Raw genomic sequence first — 18347 nt, forward strand, 5'->3', positions numbered from 1 at the left:
TATGAAGTGGGAAAAAATATTAGTTAGGTACGGAGAGCTATCAACAAAAGGAAAAAATAGAAAGCAGTTTATCAATCATTTACGTAATAATATAAAATTTTCATTTGTGGATTTGCCTAATATAAAGGTTCATGCAGAAAGAGACCGTATGTTCTTAACTTCTTCTGATGATGAGGAAATTCAAGAGCTTATTAAACGTCTGCCTAAAATTTTTGGTATTCAATCCTTTAGTCCGGTTGCTTCTTGTACTCAAGACATAGAAGATATTCAAAAAACTGCATTAGAGATTATGGAAAGTTTAGATACAGAAGATAAAACCTTCAGAGTTACGGTCAAGCGGACCGATAAACGATTCTCTATGGATACGTATGAATTGCAAACAACTGTTGCAAGTAATGTACTAAGAAATTATCCTTCTCTAAAAGTTCAAATGAAAAAGCCGGAAATTGATTTGCGAATTGAAGTTCTAGCAGATGCTGTTTATATGATGGCACAAGTAATTCCAGGAGCAGGAGGAATGCCATTAGGATCTAATGGTCGTTCATTATTAATGCTTTCAGGTGGAATTGACAGCCCTGTAGCAGGATACATGCTAATGAAGCGTGGGGTAAGATTAGACGCTATCCATTTTCATAGTCCCCCTTTTACAAGTGAGCGCTCAAAAGAAAAGGTTATGGATCTTGCCAATCAGTTGAGTCATTTCGGGGCAACTGTACGCCTTCATGTCATACCTTTTACAGAAATACAGCAAAGTATTCAAGCTCAAATTCCTGATAATGTTTCAATGACAACGACACGCAGAATTATGATGAAAATTGCAGATCAAGTTCGTCTTGAAATTGGTGCATTGGGCATTGTAACTGGAGAAAGCTTAGGACAAGTGGCTAGTCAAACGCTTGAAAGTCTAACTGCAATCAATGCAGTAACTTCTACGCCTATTTTTAGACCTTTAATATCAATGGACAAATTAGACATTATTGATATTGCCCGGGAAATAGGGACTTATGACACATCTATTCTTCCATACGAGGACTGTTGTACTATTTTTACTCCATCATGCCCTAAAACAAAGCCGAAGCTAGAAAAAGTGGAATTCTACGAAAGCTTTAAGGATTTTGATGAGCTAATAAAAGAAGCGGTTGAAAATAGAGAAGTTATTTCGTTTCCAAAGAAAAAAGAAAATGCTTTTGAAGAACTCTTGTAAAAATAACAAAATATACCTCATTTCTTGTGTACATAAAAAGAATGAAATCGACCATTCTAATTTCACAAGGAGGTGATTACAATGTCTTCAAACAACAGCAACCAACTTTTAGTTCCTGGCGTGAAACAAGCTCTTGATCAAATGAAATATGAAATCGCTCAAGAATTTGGTGTGAATCTTGGAGCAGATGCAACTGCGCGTGCCAACGGATCCGTAGGCGGAGAAATTACTAAGCGTTTAGTGCAAAAAGCTCAACAACAAATGAACGGTTTTAACAGCTAATAATATAAAAAGGAAGTCGGCAGTGAAAACTGTTGGCTTCCTTTTTCAATTTTAAGTAAGCCAAGATAAAGCCCCCTCAACGAATAAACTCATGCCATTATATTTTTTGAAAAATAAAATTATTATTTGAAAATTGAGAAGAATCCCCTATACTTTATAGTAGAACAAGAAGGGGGAAATGATTCATGAACAAAGAAGATTTAATCGCACCATCACACTATAATTTAGTCAGCGAGTTTGAGAAGTATGGTTCAGATGAATATAGGTTAGCTCTTATTTGGGAATCAGATAAAGGTGAAAAGAAACAAATCACCTATAAAAATTTAATCCTTCGAGCAAACAAAATTGCAAATGTATTTACTAACAAGGGCCTTAAAAAAGGCGATGTAGTGCTTATTATGGTACCTCGACTAATTGAAGCATATGAAGTTTATATTGCCGCTTTAAAAGCAGGTTTAGTCGTAATACCAAGCTCCGAAATGTTAAGAGCAAAAGATATTGAATATCGTTTATCACATAGTGAAGCAAAAGCGATTATATCTTACGAACCCTTCCTGTCTCAATATGAAGAGGTAAGGGATTTAGAGAGTAGGCTATTATTTGTTATAGGCCAAGGTCAAGAGCAATGGATTTCTTTAACAGATGAGATGGAGAAGGAAGAAGATAGTTTTCCTACAATAGATACATTAAAAGAAGATATAGCTTTCTTATCTTATACGAGTGGAACTACAGGTAATCCTAAAGGTGTTGTTCATACACATGGCTGGGCTTTTGCGCATTTGCGTACTTCAGCTCCTAATTGGCTAGGTATTGAGGATGGGGACATTGTATGGGCAACTGCTAGTCCAGGATGGCAAAAATGGATTTGGAGTCCTTTCTTAGCTACTCTTGGTAGTGGTGCAACAGGATATGTATATAACGGTAAATTCGAACCGAAAGTATATTTGAAGAACATTCAGCAACATAAAGTCAACGTTCTTTGCTGTACACCTACAGAATATAGAATTATGGCAAAGGTAGAAGGGCTTGCAGATTATAATCTTTCTAGCCTTCACAGTGCAGTATCTGCAGGAGAGCCATTGAATAGAGAGGTTATTGAAACCTTTGGGAAATTATTTAACCTCGAAGTAAGAGACGGATATGGGCAAACTGAAAATACTTTGCTAGTTGGTACTATGAAGGGGATGGATGCTAAGCCTGGTTCTATGGGCAAACCTACTCCAGGGAATACTGTAGAGGTTATAAACGACCAGGGTGAACCTTGTGCTGCAGAAGAAGTAGGCGACATTGCTGTTCATATAGAAACTCCAGCTCTTTTTAAGGAATATTTAAAGGATCCGGAAAGAACCTCAATGCAATTTAGAGGAGAATACTATATAACGGGAGACAGAGCTAGAAAGGATGAAGACGGCTATTTCTGGTTTGAGGGAAGAGGAGATGACATCATCATTAGCTCTGGGTATACTATCGGACCTTTTGAAGTAGAGGATGCATTAACTAAACACACATTAGTACAAGAATGCGCAGTTGTTGGAAGCCCAGATGAAGTACGCGGTACGATTGTTAAGGCATATGTCGTGTTAAGAGATTCTTCCGTTGTGCCAACTGAGGAGCTAGTGAAGGAGCTTCAAGACCACGTAAAATCTCTTACTGCACCATACAAGTATCCTAGAGAAATAGAATTTATATCTGAATTACCTAAGACGACTTCAGGGAAGATCAGAAGAATCGAGCTTAGACAAAAGGAATTATTAAAGACTAAGTAAAAATTATAAACTTAGTTACTGCTAGGACTGTAAACAGCATGGATATTCTATGCTTGTTTACAGTTCCCCTAGTATGGATCAAGGCTATATAGGTCTATATAATAGCTATCAGCTAAATGCTAAATAACTCCACATAACTAATCACATGTTAATCCTCCCAATAAAAAATTGCATCCATTATCAAATAGTCCCTAGGTTTACGATAAATCGTTGGAATTTTGGCCTGAAAAGGCAAAGGTTTATTTATATTTTCTGCTTCCAAAAGTGTATAATCGTACTTACTTAATACGGCTTTCAATTTCCTTACCATTGGACTAAATTTTTCACTAGTTTTTAATTGATTAGGATGCTCTAACATGCTATAACTGCCCCCAACGACTTCGTTTGTTATGATATGGATTGTCTTATCTCTTTCATCTTCTCCTAATATTGCCACAGGGGCTAAGCGACATATATTGATAACAACTCCTTCTATCCTTTCTGTTTTATGCTCTTTATTTTCTTTTATAACTATAATATCTTCCTTTCGAAAACAAAATAATTCCACAAATGAGGCAAATCCGCTACCAAAATGATCCCATTCTACCACACATGTTAAGTTGGGAATACGATTTATTTGATAAAATAGTCGTCGAATATGGGCTTCGATTTCAAGATGATCATTTGTATTATATGGAAAGCTATTGCCTATTACTTTACCTGCAATTAAATATTTTAATTGTTTTTCAGTAAACATAAACATTCTCCTAGGTAATTTCACATTATATGATTGCCTTCAAGGTAACCCTTGTTTATTTCGCTTATCAACTACTCTGCGTATTTACTTTAGTTAGATAAAGAACTATAATAATGCTATTATTTCGTGTGCCAAAGTATGTAAAGAAGGTGTTTGTTTTGAGTGCAGAAGAAAAGCAAGGAATTATTGTAGTTGTGCTGGCATATGCTTGGTGGGGATTTATGCCAATCTATTGGAAGCTGTTGGACCATGTTGCTAGTGGTGAAATATTATCTGGACGTGTTATATGGTCATTCGTCTTCACATTGATAGTAGTCCTACTAGGTCGAAGGTTTTCTGTTTTAATAGAAGACCTAAAAAATTTATGGAAGGACAAAAAGTCTTTTTGGAGTCTTGTTTTAGCCTCTTATTTAGTCACAGGAAATTGGTTTTTGTACATATTTGCAGTAAACGAGGGCTATATAGTGCAAGCGAGTCTCGGATATTACATCAATCCATTACTATCCGTATTGCTTGGCATTGTCTTTTTGAAGGAAAAGCTTTCTTGGGCCCAAAAGTTATCCGTCCTAATAGCAGCGACAGGTGTGCTTTTACTTACTATTTCCTATGGTGAAATACCATGGATTGCCATGTTATTAGCAAGTACATTTGCATTTTACGGGCTGATTAAGAAAAGAATCACCATTGATCCGTTAAGAGGGCTGACTATTGAGACATTATTTGTGCTTCCAGTTGCATTAGCTTACTTTAGTTACATGGTTGTAGCAGATCAAGCGGTATTTTTCTCGAGCGATTTTACGACAACCATACTTCTAGTATTTACGGGTGTAGCTACTGCAGTTCCACTTGTCCTATTTGCAAAAGGTACAAAAACAATGCCTCTTTATATGTCAGGATTTATTCAGTACATTGCGCCAACACTGATGTTACTTATAGGTATCTTTGTATATGGTGAAAAATTTAGTAAAATAGAGTTCATCTCTTTTTCTTTCATTTGGGTTGCGCTTTTATTATTTACTTTTTCAAAAATTCTAGAATTAAGAAGAAAGAAAATGCTAATAGTATAAGTGTGATTTATAGAAAAGAACGTTTTACCTTATCCCAATAGCTATTGTCTTTTAGCTTAACGGTTTTCACTACTCTATCGCTCAAGGAAAGGGTAACAGTGTCCACATGCTGAATGCTTAGTGCCTCATTGTCTGTGCTCATGGATGGATAGTCGTTCCAATCCTGCTGCAAGCGAAGCTCTAGAGTTCTTTCACTGCTTAATACAAAAGGGGAACCTAGTGTTCGATATTCATTGCTATTCATAGATGCAATTTCAGCAACCTGAATGCATTGAAGGAGCGGATCCACTACAGCGCCGTTTAATGATTTGTTGTATGCGGAGCTACCGGTAGGGGTAGAAATGACCATCCCGTCTCCTCGAAAGGTTTCAAAATGCTTTTGATCAATAAAAATATCTAAAACAAAAGATTTGATGACATTGGAACGAATAGTAAATTCATTTAGACAAAAGAACTTTGGGTTCTTATTTACAGAGACCTCTAAAATAGGATATTTGCGAACTTCAATTTTATCTTTTTGTACAGCATCTGCCATCTTCTCTATGTCATCTGCGAAAAAATCGCAATACATGTTTAAAGAATCAGTTATAGAGATTCCTGCGTAAAGAGTGTCCTGACGAAACCCGGTTTTTCTAACTGCCTGTAAAAAAGTAGCGTCAGAACCGATGCTAACAATAATAGAAGCTTCTTCAAAATTATCAACAGCTTTAAATCCATGCTGATGAATAACTTTTTGCAACAATTCTTTTCGTCGTAGTGAGTCTGTGTCATTTTTAGTGTATAAGTAGATATTATTTCTGGAAGTCATATGCATGCTCCTTTTTTATGCTAATACTTTAATGTACGAAATCTATTATTTAAAATTGTACTTTTAGTCTATGTACTTTTATTTTATCATTTAGTGAAACATTTAGACATTTATAACGTATGTAAAAGGGATAGAAAAAGGAGGAAAATAGAAATATGAATACGAAACGTTGGTTGGCTATAGTCGGAGCTTCTATTTTGTTAGCCATATCTTTGGTTGTCAATACAGCTTCATCAATCTTTTCAACAAATTGGTCAACATTAATGGAAGAGGTTACTTCCACCGCAAATACAGAATTCTTTGAAACAGTTCTAGAACCAGGCAGCATAGATGAACGAGTTGCCATTTTAACAGTAGATGGAACTATTCAAGACACTGGTGGTACTACAAGCTTGTTTGGTACAGAAGGTTATAATCATCAATTTTTCCTAGAGCAATTAGATCAGGTGAGATATGATGACTCAGTAAAAGCAGTTGTTCTTCAAGTTAACTCACCTGGTGGAGGAGTTGTGGAATCTGCTCAAATCTACAAGGAAATTAGAGAAATCCAAGAGGAAACAGGAAAACCTTTTTACGTTTCAATGGGAAGTATGGCAGCCTCAGGAGGATATTACATATCTGCACCAGCGGAAAAAATATTTGTTAATAAAGAAACAATGACAGGATCCATTGGGGTTATTATGCAGAGTATTAACTATGGTGGCCTAGCTGAAAAATACGGAGTAGAATTTGTTACGATTAAATCTGGTCCTTATAAAGATATTATGAGTCCTACAAGAGACATGACAGAGGAAGAGCGTAATATGCTTCAAGAAATGCTGAATGATTCTTATGAAGATTTTGTAGATATTATAGAACAAGGTCGTAACATGACCGAGGCAGAAGTGAAAAAAGTAGCAGATGGAAGAATCTTAAATGGAAGACAGGCAGTCGAAGCTGGTCTAGCAGATGAGCTTGGTTTCTTAGAAGATGCAGTTGCCGCAGTTCAGGCAGACTATGATTTGGAGGGTGCAGAAGTATTCGAGTACGGATATTCACCTAGCTTCTCTTCGTTATTTGCGATGAAAGCACAATCATTTTTAGGAGTAGATATTGAATCTAAACTAATCGCTAAACTAATTGCGGACAATTCAGCACCAAAAATGATGTACTTATATGGAAATGAATAAGGAGGGTTCTAGATGAGTGAGTTTGTACAAAACGATGGGGAGAATGTGCAAGAAAGCCCATCGTCAACCCAACAACGAATAGTTGTACAGCAAACGGAAAGTTATGTACAAAAGGCGGCCGGATTTTGGATTCGTTTTTGGGCTTACACCGTGGATCTGCTCGTATTATCATCCATTGGTATGTTGCTGGTCAAACCGATTTTCCGATTATTTTCAATCGACATTAACAATCCGAGCTGGTATGCACCAATTTCGATAGTAACGGCTGTCATTTTTTATCTTTACTTCGTTCTTATGACTAAGTTCTTTGCTCAGACAATTGGTAAAATGATTTTTGGTATTCGAGTGATTCCCAAAAATAAAGGAAAGTTAACATGGGGGAATGTTATTTTTAGAGAGTGGATAGGCCGATTAATCTCAATTATTCCATTTAACCTTCCGTATATAGTAGCTGCGTTTACACCAAAAAAACAAGCGATTCATGATTATATTGCGGACACACTAGTTGTTCACGAGAATACGTACGATAAAAAGGAAAAAGTGTCGTATAAGCAAGTTCCCGTTGCAAATGAGTTGCAAGAGACGAACGAATTCTAGTAAGATGAAAGTATTGAAAAGGAGGCTACATATTATGACACAAGTAACTTTTAAAAATAATCCTGTAACTTTAGGTGGTAAAGAGGTCGAGGTTGGAGAAAAAGCTCCGAACTTTACAGTATTAGCTAATGACTTATCCCCAGTAACTCTTGAGGATTCAGCTGGCAAAACTCGATTAATTAGTGTAGTACCTTCCCTTGATACTGGTGTTTGTTCTGCACAAACTAACAAATTTAATGAGAGTGCAGCAAGTCTAGGTGATGATGTTGTTATTTTAACAATCTCTGTAGATTTACCTTTTGCACAATCTCGTTGGTGTGGAGCAAATGCAGCTGATGCAATTCAAACATTATCTGATCACCGAGACCTTTCCTTTGGTAAAGCATTCGGAGTAGTAATGGAAGAATTACGCTTACTTGCACGCTCTGTATTCGTGGTAGACAAAAATGGTGTTGTGACTTACAAGGAGATTGTAAGTGAAGGAACGAACCATCCGGACTACGAAAAAGCTCTTGAGGCTGTAAAAGCAGCACAATAACTATTAGTCTAAAAATTATAAAAAATAAGTAAACCCACTCTTTCTCGAGTGGGTTTTCATTTGAGGGATCACCATGCAAACAAACGTAGAAAAAATCTTTTCATTTATCGATCAAGAAGCCACTTTTATAGAAGAGCAAGAATCCGCTCCTTATCTTGAAGGAATCGTCTATGCGCTTGAGCTATGGCTCGAAGAAAAGAAAAAACCTGATCTTGTAAATCCTAAAAAAGAAGAGATTCGCAAAGCAATACAACTAGGAATCTTAAAAGGGATGAATAGATCAACACAAGTAAATCACCAAATGACACCTGACGCCATTGGATTACTTTTAAGCTATTTCGTAAAAGAAATGAATAAGGATAAAAAGGAGCTATCCTTTTTAGACCCTGCGCTAGGTACTGGAAACCTACTGTATACATTAATGAATGTTCTACCAAATTCCTCCCATGCTTTTGGAGTAGAAATTGACGAGTTGCTTATCCAGCTTGCGGCACAGGTAGGAGAGTTATTAGAGCAGGACATCCAGCTATTTAGACAGGATGCAATACGTCCATTAATGATCGATCCGGTTGATATAGTAGTAAGCGATTTACCTGTGGGTTATTATCCAGACGAGGAAACTTCCAAAGACTATTTCTTGCATACTGAGGATGAGATGCCTTATGCACATCATCTATTCATGGAACAAGCAATGAAGCATGTAAAACCAGGTGGATACCTTTACTTCCTAGTTCCGGCAAGTATTTTTGAATCAAAACAAGCCGCACAGCTGCATAAATTTATTAAAGAAAATGGTTGGATTCAGGCAGTTATTCAACTACCAGGCTCTATTTTTAAGAACAAAGCCCAAGAAAAGAGCCTGCTCATTTTACAAAAGAAGGGTGAAAATTTACAGGCTCCGCGTGAGGTATTGCTTGCTAAGGTTCCAAGTATGACGAATCGAGAAGCAATGGAACTTTTCTTTCAAAAAATTGACATATGGCAAGAACAAAATAATAGGTAAAATTTGCCCGCCCCTTTTATGCAAGGTACAATTATTGTATCAGTATAAAGAAGGGGCGTTTTCTTATGCCGAATATTTTAGCAGTGAATGCAGGTAGTTCTTCTTTAAAATTTCAATTATACAAAATGCCAGAAGAAAAAGTGATAGCAAAAGGATTAATCGAAAGAATTGGATTAGTTAACCCTGTATTTACGATGAACTTTGACGATGAGCGAATACACCTGATAGAGCAAGTAGAAAACCATGAACAGGCGGTTAAATTGCTTATTAAAATGCTTATTGATCATAAGGTGATAGATTCGTTAGAGAATATCCAAGGGATTGGACACCGTGTAGTTCATGGTGGAGAAACGTACAGTGATTCTGTTTTAATAGACGAAGATGTTATTCAGAATATCGAAAGACTAGCAGAATTTGCACCTTTGCATAATCCTGCTAATGTTACTGGCATAAGAGAATTCCAAAAGGTATTACCGGACATTCCTGCTGTTGCAGTTTTTGACACTGCATTCCATCAAACTATGCCAGAAAGCTCTTATTTATATTCTATTCCCTATGATTACTATGAAAAATACAGTATTCGAAAATACGGCTTCCATGGAACCTCTCATAAATATGTAGCGCATCGAGCAGCGGAACTGTTAAATAGACCGTTAGAGATTACTCGTCTAATTTCATGTCATCTCGGTAATGGGGCAAGTATTGCAGCCATTCACAAAGGCAAATCCATCGATACCTCAATGGGCTTTACTCCACTCGCTGGAGTTACAATGGGGACAAGATCAGGAAACATAGACCCTGCATTAATACCTTACTTAATGGAGAAGACAGGGAAGAGTGCAGAGGGTATTCTAGACATTTTAAACAAGAAATCCGGGATGCTCGGCGTATCTGGCTTCTCAAGTGATTTAAGAGACATTGTTACAGAGGCGACCAAAGGTAATGATCGTGCCCAATTAGCACTAGATGTCTTTGCCAACAGAATACACAAATACATCGGATCATACGCTGCTAGAATGAATGGTGTAGACGCAATAATCTTTACAGCGGGCATTGGCGAAAATAGCGAGGTCATCCGTGAAAAAGTACTCTCAGGGCTTCAATTCATGGGAATCTACATGGACCCAGATCTAAACAAGCTACACGGCAAAGAAGGTTTCATCAACTATCCGCATTCTCCTGTAAAGGTTATCGTAATCCCGACAAATGAAGAAATCATGATCGCTAAAGATGTTATGAGGATTTCTGGGTTGTAAAGAGTACGAAGAGAACCTAAACTAATAATGATTATTTTCTTACGTCCAATCATTGCCGATATATTAGCATATTGAATGATATACAACACTTTTTGTGTTCCCTATAACAATAATAGGAATGAATAATGCATAATAATTTAAGGAAGAACTATTGTTTATTTCCACTTTAGTGATGGCTTATCGCTCAACCCCACAGAAAGCGAAAATCAACTTCTACTTTCTTATTATTCCTGCTTTATTCATCCTCCTCAATTTTACAACTTTTCAAAATAAAAAAGAGAACCAAGGCATAAGCCAAAGTTCTCTTTTAATTCTATTAATAGATTAAGCTTGCACTTCATCAGTACGAACAACAAGAACATCACAAGTAGAAGAACGAACAATATATTCAGACACACTACCAATTAAGAATCTCTCCATAGCATTTAGACCAGTTGCTCCACAAATGATTAAATCTGCTTGTACTTTGTTTGCAAGATCTTTGGAAATCATTGTCTTTGGTGAACCGTACTCAACGATAATATTTACATTTTCAACACCTGCAGCAAGTGCCTCTTTTTTATAACCATCTAGTAAATCCTCTGCAAAATTTTGTGCTCTTTCAGCGATAGAACGGTCATAAGCTTCAATTGCAGCAAAAGATCTAGTATCAATTATATTAACAAGATTTAAAGTTGCGTTATTTCTTTCAGCAATAGAAACAGATTTTTTAAATGCAAATTCAGCTTCCTTCGATCCGTCTACAGCTACTAAGATTTGATTGTATTTTAATGTCATTATAAATCCCTCCTGGGTTTGTTATACTATTATATTTCTATACTTATCCTCTTATTCCTGCTATTTTTTAATAGTTATTTAGTCTAATTTGTGAACAAAGACGGATTAAAAAAAGAAATTGATGAGCAATTTGGAATTATTAATGCTAAAATATACTTGTTTCACTAATCTATTTAATCTTGTTAAAGGGGATATAGGTATGCGTATAGGAGTTCCAAAGGAAATTAAAAACCACGAAAATCGTGTCGCAATGACACCAGCGGGAGTTGTTAGCTTAACTCTACATAACCATCAAGTGTTCATCGAAACAGGAGCAGGATTAGGTTCTAGCTTTACCGATGAAGACTATGTCGCTGCAGGAGCAACCATTGTTCAAACTGCTCAGGAAGCATGGAACCAAGAAATGGTGATGAAAGTAAAAGAGCCAACTCATGACGAATTTGATTTAATTCAAGAAGAGTCAATCTTGTTCACTTATTTACATCTGGCTCCTGAAGAAGCTTTAACAAAAGTATTGTTAGAAAAGAAAGTGACAGCAATAGCTTACGAAACGGTTCAATTACCAAACAATTCCTTACCACTTCTTTCTCCTATGAGTGAGGTTGCAGGACGTATGGCAACTCAAATCGGTGCACAATTCTTAGAGCAAATTCATGGAGGTAAAGGGATTTTACTTGCTGGAGTTCCAGGGGTTCCACGTGCCAATGTTGCGATTATCGGTGGAGGTATTGCAGGAACAAATGCTGCACGAGTAGCAATCGGCATGGGCGCGAAAGTTACAATTATCGATTTAAATGTAGATCGTCTTCGTCAATTAGAAGATATTTTTGGAAGCAATGTTCAAACACTAATCTCTAACCCATATAATATTGGAGAAGCTGTGAAAGAAGCAGACTTAGTAGTAGGCGCTGTATTAATACCGGGTGCTAAAGCTCCGAAACTAGTAACAGAGGATATGATTAAATCTATGACTCCTGGATCGGTTGTAATTGATATTGCCATCGACCAAGGTGGAATTTTTGAAACTTCTGATAGAATAACAACTCATGACAACCCAACCTATGAGAAGCATGGCGTTGTGCATTATGCAGTTGCAAATATGCCTGGAGCTGTTCCAAGAACATCTACTATGGCATTAACAAATGCTACTGTACCTTATGCGGTGCAAATCGCAAACAAAGGGTACAAGCAAGCGTGCTTAGATAATCTAGCACTTCAAAAAGGGATTAATACACTAGATGGTCACGTTACTTTTGCAGCAGTTGCAGAAGCACAAGGTCTGCCTTATACAGACGTTACATCATTATTAAAATAAGAATGACAAATCACCCAGCTCCTTTGAGTCTGGGTGATTTCTAACTTTTTAGGACAGAGAGGTGGAGGAAATGAACTTTTTATATATTGGTTTTGCTGGAGGATTAGGGGCAATTTGCCGGTATATAATCGGTATCTATTTAGCTCCTCAATCTACTTTTCCTTTTTCCACTTTACTTGTGAATTGGATCGGTTGTTTTGTCCTGGCCTTTATTTTGTCTCGTACAGAGAGGTTCTCCTTGAAATTACGTTTAGCTCTAGGGACGGGATTCCTTGGTTCTTTTACAACTTTTTCTGCTTTTAGTATGGAAACTATTCAGTTGATAGAACAAGCTCATATCCTTCTTGCTATGCTCTATTTGGCAAGTAGTATCATAGGTGGCATTATTTTGACTAATCTCGCGTGGAAAAAAGAGGTGGACGAATGACTCTTCTTTCTTTAATAGCAGTAGGGGGAGCAGGTTTCCTTGGAGCAATTATAAGATACTATACATCGGAAAAATTAAATAAGCATACTAAGATTCCACTGGGTACACTTTTCGTTAATATAATAGGTTCTTTTATGCTTGGCTTACTATGTGGACTGCATGCGGAAGGAATTTATTATTTGATGATTGGCATTGGACTATTAGGAGCACTAACAACATTTTCTACTTTAAATGTGGAGTTAATTAAATTACAGAAATATAGAAGGTTATACTATTTCTATTTTACGGCCACCTACGTCGGTGGCTTACTAGTGGCATTCATAGGATACATGCTAGGTAAAGTATTTTAACTTTGATAGAAACAATTTAATTATTATTGATTGAAGTGATAAGCGGCGACTCCTGCGGTAGGGGGAGCGATAAGCGTCCGCTTAGGAGCGTAAATCAAAAATCTCTCGTTCATGCTATTTCAGTAAACTGTTTTTATTCGTTTCATATACTTTCTGACCGCTTCTCTCTATATGTGATTGAAGCGATAAGCGGCGACTCCTGCGGGAGGAGGGAGACAGATAAGCCATCATGTACGGCGCGTTAGCGACGGTGATGGCTTATCGCTCCCCCCGCGGAAAGCGTCCGCTTAGGAGCGTAAATCAAAAATCTCTCTCTATACTTTTAAAGTAAATGGTTTCTATTCGATGGTTATATGAAAAAAGAGTCTAATCCAATAGAGGATTAAACTCTTTTTTGTTTAAAGAATTTGTAATTCTTTAGGGAATTTAGTTAAGACTTCTACTCCATCCGAAGTTACGACTACATCATCTTCAATTCGAACGCCTGTAATATCTGGGTGGTAGATTCCTGGTTCAATTGTAAATACCATGCCTTCTTCTAATACCATTTCATTTACACCTGTAATTGAAGGGAATTCATGAACAGATATTCCTAAGCCATGACCTAAACGATGTGTAAAGTAATCCCCGTAACCAGCGTCTGTGATTACATCGCGAGCAGTTTTGTCTAACTCCATAGCAGTTACACCAGGCTTCACTGCATGGACAGCTGCTAGTTCTGCTTTCAGCACTGTTTCATAGATTTCTCTTTTGTCAGGAGATGGCTCACCGAATGCTACAGTTCGTGTAATATCAGAGCAGTAGCCGTTATATACAACTCCAAGGTCAAATAGGATAAAGTCACCTTTTTGGATTTTACGATCACCTGGAGTTCCATGTGGAGAAGCGGTTTTCGGACCACTTAATACCATCGTATCAAATGACATTTGAGCTGCGCCTTTTTCTTTTACAGCTAGCTCTATCGCATTTAGAATTTCTAATTCTGTTTTGCCTTCAGCAATTTCTTTACAACCCACTTCAATAGCGTAGTCGGCTAACTCTGCTGCTTTACGCATATTAATTAATTCTTCCTCAGATTTAATTACACGAAGCTCGTTAATCTTCTCGTCTAAACGATTAATCTGTAGGGATGAAAATCTTTTTGTTATTGCTTCTAATCTTTCTACAGTCATATGAGACTTTTCGATAGCAAGACTTTGAATAGACTGTCCATTGTCTTTTACTGCCGATGCTAAAATGTCCCAAGCATTTTCTGTATCCTGATGACCAATAATTTTACCTGCCCAACCAGCCGCTTTGGCATCTGGCATCTCCATTTTGGGGCAAATAATGAATGGGTCAGCATTTTTAAAAATCATTACGCCGAGTAAACGTTCGTGCGGATTGCTTCTAAATCCAGTAAAATAGAAGACGTTATCAGGAGTAGTTACAAACGCCGCATCTATATTATTAGTTTGTAGGTAAGATTGTATTTTTTCAATAGTTTTCAAATGTAGCACCTCTTTTTAGTTTATAAGATAAGGATAGCAGAATAAAGGAATTCTCGCATCTACGTTGAATGAACAATAAGTGAACCTAATACTATTTGAAGGAGAGATATCAAAATGAAAATTAGTTATCACGGACACTCAGTAGTAAAAATAAAAACAAAATCTCACACTATATTAATCGATCCCTTTATCACAGGTAATGAGATTACGGACTTGAAGGCATCAGAACAACAGGTGGATGCTATTCTTTTAACACACGGTCATGATGATCACGTGGGGGATACTGTTGAAATTGCTAAAAAGTGCAATGCGATTGTCATCGCTCCTTTTGAGCTAGCAAATTACATACAATCTAAAGGAGTAGAAGTACATCCGATGGGTATTGGCGGAGAGCGTGAATTTGAGTTTGGTAAAGTGAAATTTACACAAGCTTTTCATAGCTCTTCTACGACCACGGAGGATGGAAATATAATTTACTTAGGTATGCCTACTGGAATTATTTTCAGTGCTGAGGGAACTACTCTCTATCATGCGGGAGATACGGGTTTATTTGGTGATATGAAGCTTATAGGAGAGCGACACGATATTGATATTGCCTTTCTACCAATAGGTAGCAATTTTACAATGGGGCCAGAGGACGCTGCCTATGCGACGGAGCTAATCCAACCAAAAATAGTAGTTCCAATTCACTATAATACGTTTCCGCCTATTAAACAGGATCCAGAGTACTTTAAAGGCTTAGTTAAAAAAGCAGATGTACAAGTACTTTCAGCTGGAGAATTTGTTACACTCTCATAGGATTAGAAAATTATTAATATGTGTTACAATAAGCGTATAACTAACGTTTGGATGTGACTACATGACAACAAAACATGAGCAGATTTTAGCTTACATTGAAAACCTTCCCGTTGGTGATAAAATATCGGTTAGGCAAATTGCTAAGGATTTATCGGTAAGCGAGGGAACAGCTTATAGAGCGATAAAGGAAGCAGAAAATAGAAGAATAGTTAGTACCATTGAACGAGTTGGTACGATTCGTATAGAGCTTAAGAAAAAGGAACATTTTGAACGTCTGACTTTTGCTGAGGTTGTGAATATAGTCGATGGACAGGTGCTTGGTGGAAAAGCAGGATTATATAAAACGTTGAACAAATTTGTAATTGGCGCAATGCAGCTAGAGGATATGATGCGTTATGTAGAGCCTAGCAATTTATTGATTGTTGGTAATCGTTTGAAGGTGCATGAAACTGCTTTAAAAGCAGGAGCTGCAGTACTAATCACAGGGGGCTTTGATGTTCTAGACCACACAAAAAAGTTGGCTGATGAACTAGAGCTACCGGTGATTTCTACTAGCTATGATACCTTTACAGTAGCAACTATGATAAATCGTGCTATTGACGACCAGTTGATAAAAAAAGATGTTCTGCTTATAGAGGATATATATGTTCCTTTAGAAGATACCTATTATTTATATGCAACCGACCAGGTGAAGCAATACCGAGACTTAAATAATATAACAACTCATGGCGGATTCCCGGTAGTAGATAGAGCTAATAAGCTTGTCGGAATTGTTACGGCTAGAGATGTCATAGGGAAAAATAGCAATGAGATAATTGAAAAGGTAATGACGAAGAATCCTATTTCGATAACTATGAAAACAAGTGTAGCCTCTGCCAGTCATCGGATGATATGGGAGGGCATTGACCTGCTGCCGGTAGTTAAGGATAGCAATTACTTAGTAGGTGTCATTAGTAGACAAGATGTTTTAAAGGCATTACAAGCAGCTTCTAGACAACCTCAAAACGGTGAAACGATTGACGATATAGTAAAACAACAGATTAAAGTAGTTTCATCAGAAGAATTTATATTTGAATTTGTCGTTACTCCTCAAATGACCGATCATTATGGAGCGATGTCTTATGGAGCCTTTACTATTCTTTTAACGGAGACAGGAGCTCAAACGTTGAAAATCCGAAAACGTGGAGAATCCGTTGTAGAAAATATGACAATCTATTTTACAAAACCAATACAATTAGAAAGTATACTTCGTATACAAGCAAGGCTATTAGAAATGAGCAGAAAAGTAGCAAAAATGGATATCGAAGTTTTCAATGACAAGCAGTTAGTTGGGAAGGCAATGGTCACTTATCAATTACTAGAGAGATAGCATTTGCTAACTAGCTTTTATTAGTAAAGGACAAAAAAATGATGCGGCATAATGCCGCATCATTGATTTAGATTAAGTTCTTCTTGGACAAACTGACCATAGTGTTTGGCTGCTTTATAATTATGGTACATAAAATAACCGCCGATTAATATAAATAGTATCGAAACCACATAAGTGATGGCTGATTGATAAATCACTAAAAAGTTAATGCCAAAAAATACAATAAAAGCTCCAAGACAAACGGAAGCTTTCGCAGTATACCATTTTTTGCGAATCGGAAGTGTTGCGCGAAGCTGTTTTGTTTTAAAATAAAAATACCATACAAAAGAGACTATTATACCTAACACTAATATACCGTTTATAAACATAATGTACCTCCAATAAAAGTAATGCTACTTTTATTGTATAGGTAAATTTAAAAAAAGGCGAATAGTAGTTACGTCTCTACGGAGGAAAAATAATGAAAAGACAAATCATCGACACAATCGAAAGCTATGACAAAATTATTATACATCGTCATGTTAGACCCGATCCGGATGCATATGGCTCTCAAATTGGTTTAAAGGAACTTATCGCATTAAATTATCCAGACAAAAAAGTTTGGGCAACGGGTACTCATGAAAGTACTTTAGATTTTCTAGCAAAACCAGATTCTGTTTCAGACGAGGATTTTAAGGATGCACTAGTTATTGTGACCGATACTGCAAATACAGAGAGAATCGATGATAGCCGTTATAAACTAGGTAGTTTTTTAATCAAGATAGACCATCATCCTAACGAGGATGCTTATGGAGACCTATTATGGGTAAACACAGAGGCTAGCTCTGTAAGTGAAATGATCTGTGAGCTTTATGAAGAAGCGAAGGAATATAAGGGTTGGGAGTTAGATGTTTCTATTGCTCGATTGTTATACGCAGGTATTGTAGGCGATACTGGTCGATTTATGTTCCAGAGCACTACCGAGCAAACAATGTTTTATGCTGGTAAGCTTCTGTCTTATGGGTTTGACCGAACTACTTTGTTCAATGAAATGTATGAGGTAGAGAGTAACATGCTTCAGCTAAAAGGTTATATCTATGCCAATTTCGAAATGGAAAATGGTGTAGGGCATATGAAACTTACAAAAGAGTTGCTGAATAAATATCAAGTAGCAGAATCTGAGGCTTCCTTATTGGTAAGTGCCTTGTCAGACGTGAAAGGTATGAAATGCTGGGTATTTTTCATCGAGGACGAGAAGGAAATTCGGGTACGATTACGTTCCAAGGGACCGATTATCAATGAAGTAGCGAAGAAGTATGGTGGAGGAGGACATCCTTTAGCCGCGGGTGCAACCGCTCATTCATGGGAAGAAGCAGATCGGGTAATAGAAGATTTAAAAAAAGCTGTAAATTGAGG

General features: G+C 37.0%; 20 protein-coding genes. 15 read left to right on the plus strand and 5 right to left on the minus strand.

Annotation, left to right across the window (positions count from 1 at the left end; translation table 11 throughout):
* Position 1: 1 nt before the first annotated feature.
* The 3 genes from thiI to mbcS all read left to right on the plus strand — a co-directional run bounded on the left by thiI (position 2) and on the right by mbcS (position 3252).
* The gene (gene thiI / locus ACQKNZ_RS08285) at positions 2 to 1204 is read left to right on the plus strand and encodes a tRNA uracil 4-sulfurtransferase ThiI (protein WP_154310368.1); all 1203 of its coding nucleotides are present in this window, start codon (positions 2 to 4) and stop codon (positions 1202 to 1204) included.
* 81 nt (positions 1205 to 1285) lie between these two features.
* On the plus strand, positions 1286 to 1486 hold the full coding sequence (locus tag ACQKNZ_RS08290; protein ID WP_144535358.1) for an alpha/beta-type small acid-soluble spore protein: 201 nt from the start codon (positions 1286 to 1288) through the stop codon (positions 1484 to 1486).
* A gap of 185 nt (positions 1487 to 1671) precedes the next feature.
* Positions 1672 to 3252, plus strand: coding sequence for an acyl-CoA synthetase MbcS (gene mbcS / locus ACQKNZ_RS08295; protein WP_427659112.1), 1581 nt, complete (start codon positions 1672 to 1674; stop codon positions 3250 to 3252).
* Positions 3253 to 3400: 148 nt separating this feature from the next.
* On the opposite strand, the gene ACQKNZ_RS08300 is transcribed toward mbcS, so the two are convergent.
* Entirely contained in the window at positions 3401 to 3988 is a 588-nt protein-coding gene (locus tag ACQKNZ_RS08300; RefSeq protein ID WP_427659114.1) for a hypothetical protein, read from the minus strand.
* Between the two features lie 158 nt (positions 3989 to 4146).
* Here ACQKNZ_RS08300 and rarD point away from each other — a divergent pair, with 158 nt between their 5' ends.
* Positions 4147 to 5055, plus strand: coding sequence for an EamA family transporter RarD (rarD, locus tag ACQKNZ_RS08305; RefSeq protein WP_225215932.1), 909 nt, complete (start codon positions 4147 to 4149; stop codon positions 5053 to 5055).
* Positions 5056 to 5062: 7 nt separating this feature from the next.
* On the opposite strand, the gene ACQKNZ_RS08310 is transcribed toward rarD, so the two are convergent.
* A complete protein-coding gene (locus ACQKNZ_RS08310; RefSeq protein WP_144535367.1) occupies positions 5063 to 5863 on the minus strand; it encodes an NAD kinase in 801 nt (266 codons plus the stop codon).
* Positions 5864 to 6018: 155 nt separating this feature from the next.
* On the opposite strand from ACQKNZ_RS08310, the gene sppA reads away from it, so the two are divergent.
* The 5 genes from sppA to ACQKNZ_RS08335 all read left to right on the plus strand — a co-directional run bounded on the left by sppA (position 6019) and on the right by ACQKNZ_RS08335 (position 10426).
* Positions 6019 to 7032, plus strand: coding sequence for a signal peptide peptidase SppA (gene sppA / locus ACQKNZ_RS08315; RefSeq protein WP_144535369.1), 1014 nt, complete (start codon positions 6019 to 6021; stop codon positions 7030 to 7032).
* 12 nt (positions 7033 to 7044) lie between these two features.
* Complete coding sequence (locus ACQKNZ_RS08320) at positions 7045 to 7629, plus strand: RDD family protein (RefSeq protein WP_191696765.1); 585 nt, start codon at positions 7045 to 7047, stop codon at positions 7627 to 7629.
* A gap of 34 nt (positions 7630 to 7663) precedes the next feature.
* Positions 7664 to 8167, plus strand: coding sequence for a thiol peroxidase (gene tpx / locus ACQKNZ_RS08325; RefSeq protein ID WP_144535373.1), 504 nt, complete (start codon positions 7664 to 7666; stop codon positions 8165 to 8167).
* 73 nt (positions 8168 to 8240) lie between these two features.
* Positions 8241 to 9170, plus strand: a complete 930-nt coding sequence (locus ACQKNZ_RS08330; protein ID WP_154310380.1) for a class I SAM-dependent methyltransferase — start codon at positions 8241 to 8243, stop codon at positions 9168 to 9170.
* A gap of 65 nt (positions 9171 to 9235) precedes the next feature.
* Positions 9236 to 10426 (plus strand): acetate kinase, encoded by a 1191-nt coding sequence (locus tag ACQKNZ_RS08335; RefSeq protein ID WP_154310382.1) that lies wholly within the window; start codon positions 9236 to 9238, stop codon positions 10424 to 10426.
* A gap of 324 nt (positions 10427 to 10750) precedes the next feature.
* On the opposite strand, the gene ACQKNZ_RS08340 is transcribed toward ACQKNZ_RS08335, so the two are convergent.
* Entirely contained in the window at positions 10751 to 11203 is a 453-nt protein-coding gene (locus ACQKNZ_RS08340) for a universal stress protein (protein ID WP_144535378.1), read from the minus strand.
* A gap of 199 nt (positions 11204 to 11402) precedes the next feature.
* Between ACQKNZ_RS08340 and ald the strand changes: the two genes are divergently transcribed.
* The 3 genes from ald to ACQKNZ_RS08355 all read left to right on the plus strand — a co-directional run bounded on the left by ald (position 11403) and on the right by ACQKNZ_RS08355 (position 13295).
* Positions 11403 to 12518: an alanine dehydrogenase gene (gene ald / locus ACQKNZ_RS08345; RefSeq protein WP_154310384.1), complete on the plus strand. Its 1116-nt coding sequence runs from the start codon at positions 11403 to 11405 to the stop codon at positions 12516 to 12518.
* A gap of 70 nt (positions 12519 to 12588) precedes the next feature.
* Complete coding sequence (gene crcB, locus ACQKNZ_RS08350) at positions 12589 to 12945, plus strand: fluoride efflux transporter CrcB (protein ID WP_427659119.1); 357 nt, start codon at positions 12589 to 12591, stop codon at positions 12943 to 12945.
* The gene (locus ACQKNZ_RS08355) at positions 12942 to 13295 is read left to right on the plus strand and encodes a fluoride efflux transporter FluC (protein WP_427659121.1); all 354 of its coding nucleotides are present in this window, start codon (positions 12942 to 12944) and stop codon (positions 13293 to 13295) included. The genes crcB and ACQKNZ_RS08355 overlap by 4 nt, the downstream gene beginning before the upstream one ends.
* Before the next feature lie 398 nt (positions 13296 to 13693).
* Here the strand turns inward: ACQKNZ_RS08355 and ACQKNZ_RS08360 are convergent, their stop codons facing one another.
* Entirely contained in the window at positions 13694 to 14785 is a 1092-nt protein-coding gene (locus tag ACQKNZ_RS08360; protein ID WP_154310391.1) for a M24 family metallopeptidase, read from the minus strand.
* A gap of 114 nt (positions 14786 to 14899) precedes the next feature.
* Between ACQKNZ_RS08360 and ACQKNZ_RS08365 the strand changes: the two genes are divergently transcribed.
* Both ACQKNZ_RS08365 and ACQKNZ_RS08370 read left to right on the plus strand, forming a co-directional pair.
* Entirely contained in the window at positions 14900 to 15583 is a 684-nt protein-coding gene (locus tag ACQKNZ_RS08365; RefSeq protein WP_154310393.1) for a metal-dependent hydrolase, read from the plus strand.
* A gap of 61 nt (positions 15584 to 15644) precedes the next feature.
* Positions 15645 to 16952, plus strand: coding sequence for a DRTGG domain-containing protein (locus ACQKNZ_RS08370; RefSeq protein WP_144535390.1), 1308 nt, complete (start codon positions 15645 to 15647; stop codon positions 16950 to 16952).
* Between the two features lie 59 nt (positions 16953 to 17011).
* Here ACQKNZ_RS08370 and ACQKNZ_RS08375 read toward each other — a convergent pair whose 3' ends face one another.
* The gene (locus tag ACQKNZ_RS08375) at positions 17012 to 17320 is read right to left on the minus strand and encodes a YtpI family protein (RefSeq protein WP_154310395.1); all 309 of its coding nucleotides are present in this window, start codon (positions 17318 to 17320) and stop codon (positions 17012 to 17014) included.
* Between the two features lie 92 nt (positions 17321 to 17412).
* Here ACQKNZ_RS08375 and ACQKNZ_RS08380 point away from each other — a divergent pair, with 92 nt between their 5' ends.
* Positions 17413 to 18345 carry a DHH family phosphoesterase gene (locus ACQKNZ_RS08380; RefSeq protein ID WP_427659124.1) on the plus strand — a complete coding sequence of 311 codons (933 nt, stop codon included), beginning with the start codon at positions 17413 to 17415 and terminating at the stop codon, positions 18343 to 18345.
* The last annotated feature ends 2 nt before the right edge of the window (positions 18346 to 18347 follow it).

Source organism: Psychrobacillus sp. NPDC093200 (assembly GCF_050280345.1).
Taxonomy (GTDB): domain Bacteria; phylum Bacillota; class Bacilli; order Bacillales_A; family Planococcaceae; genus Psychrobacillus; species Psychrobacillus faecigallinarum.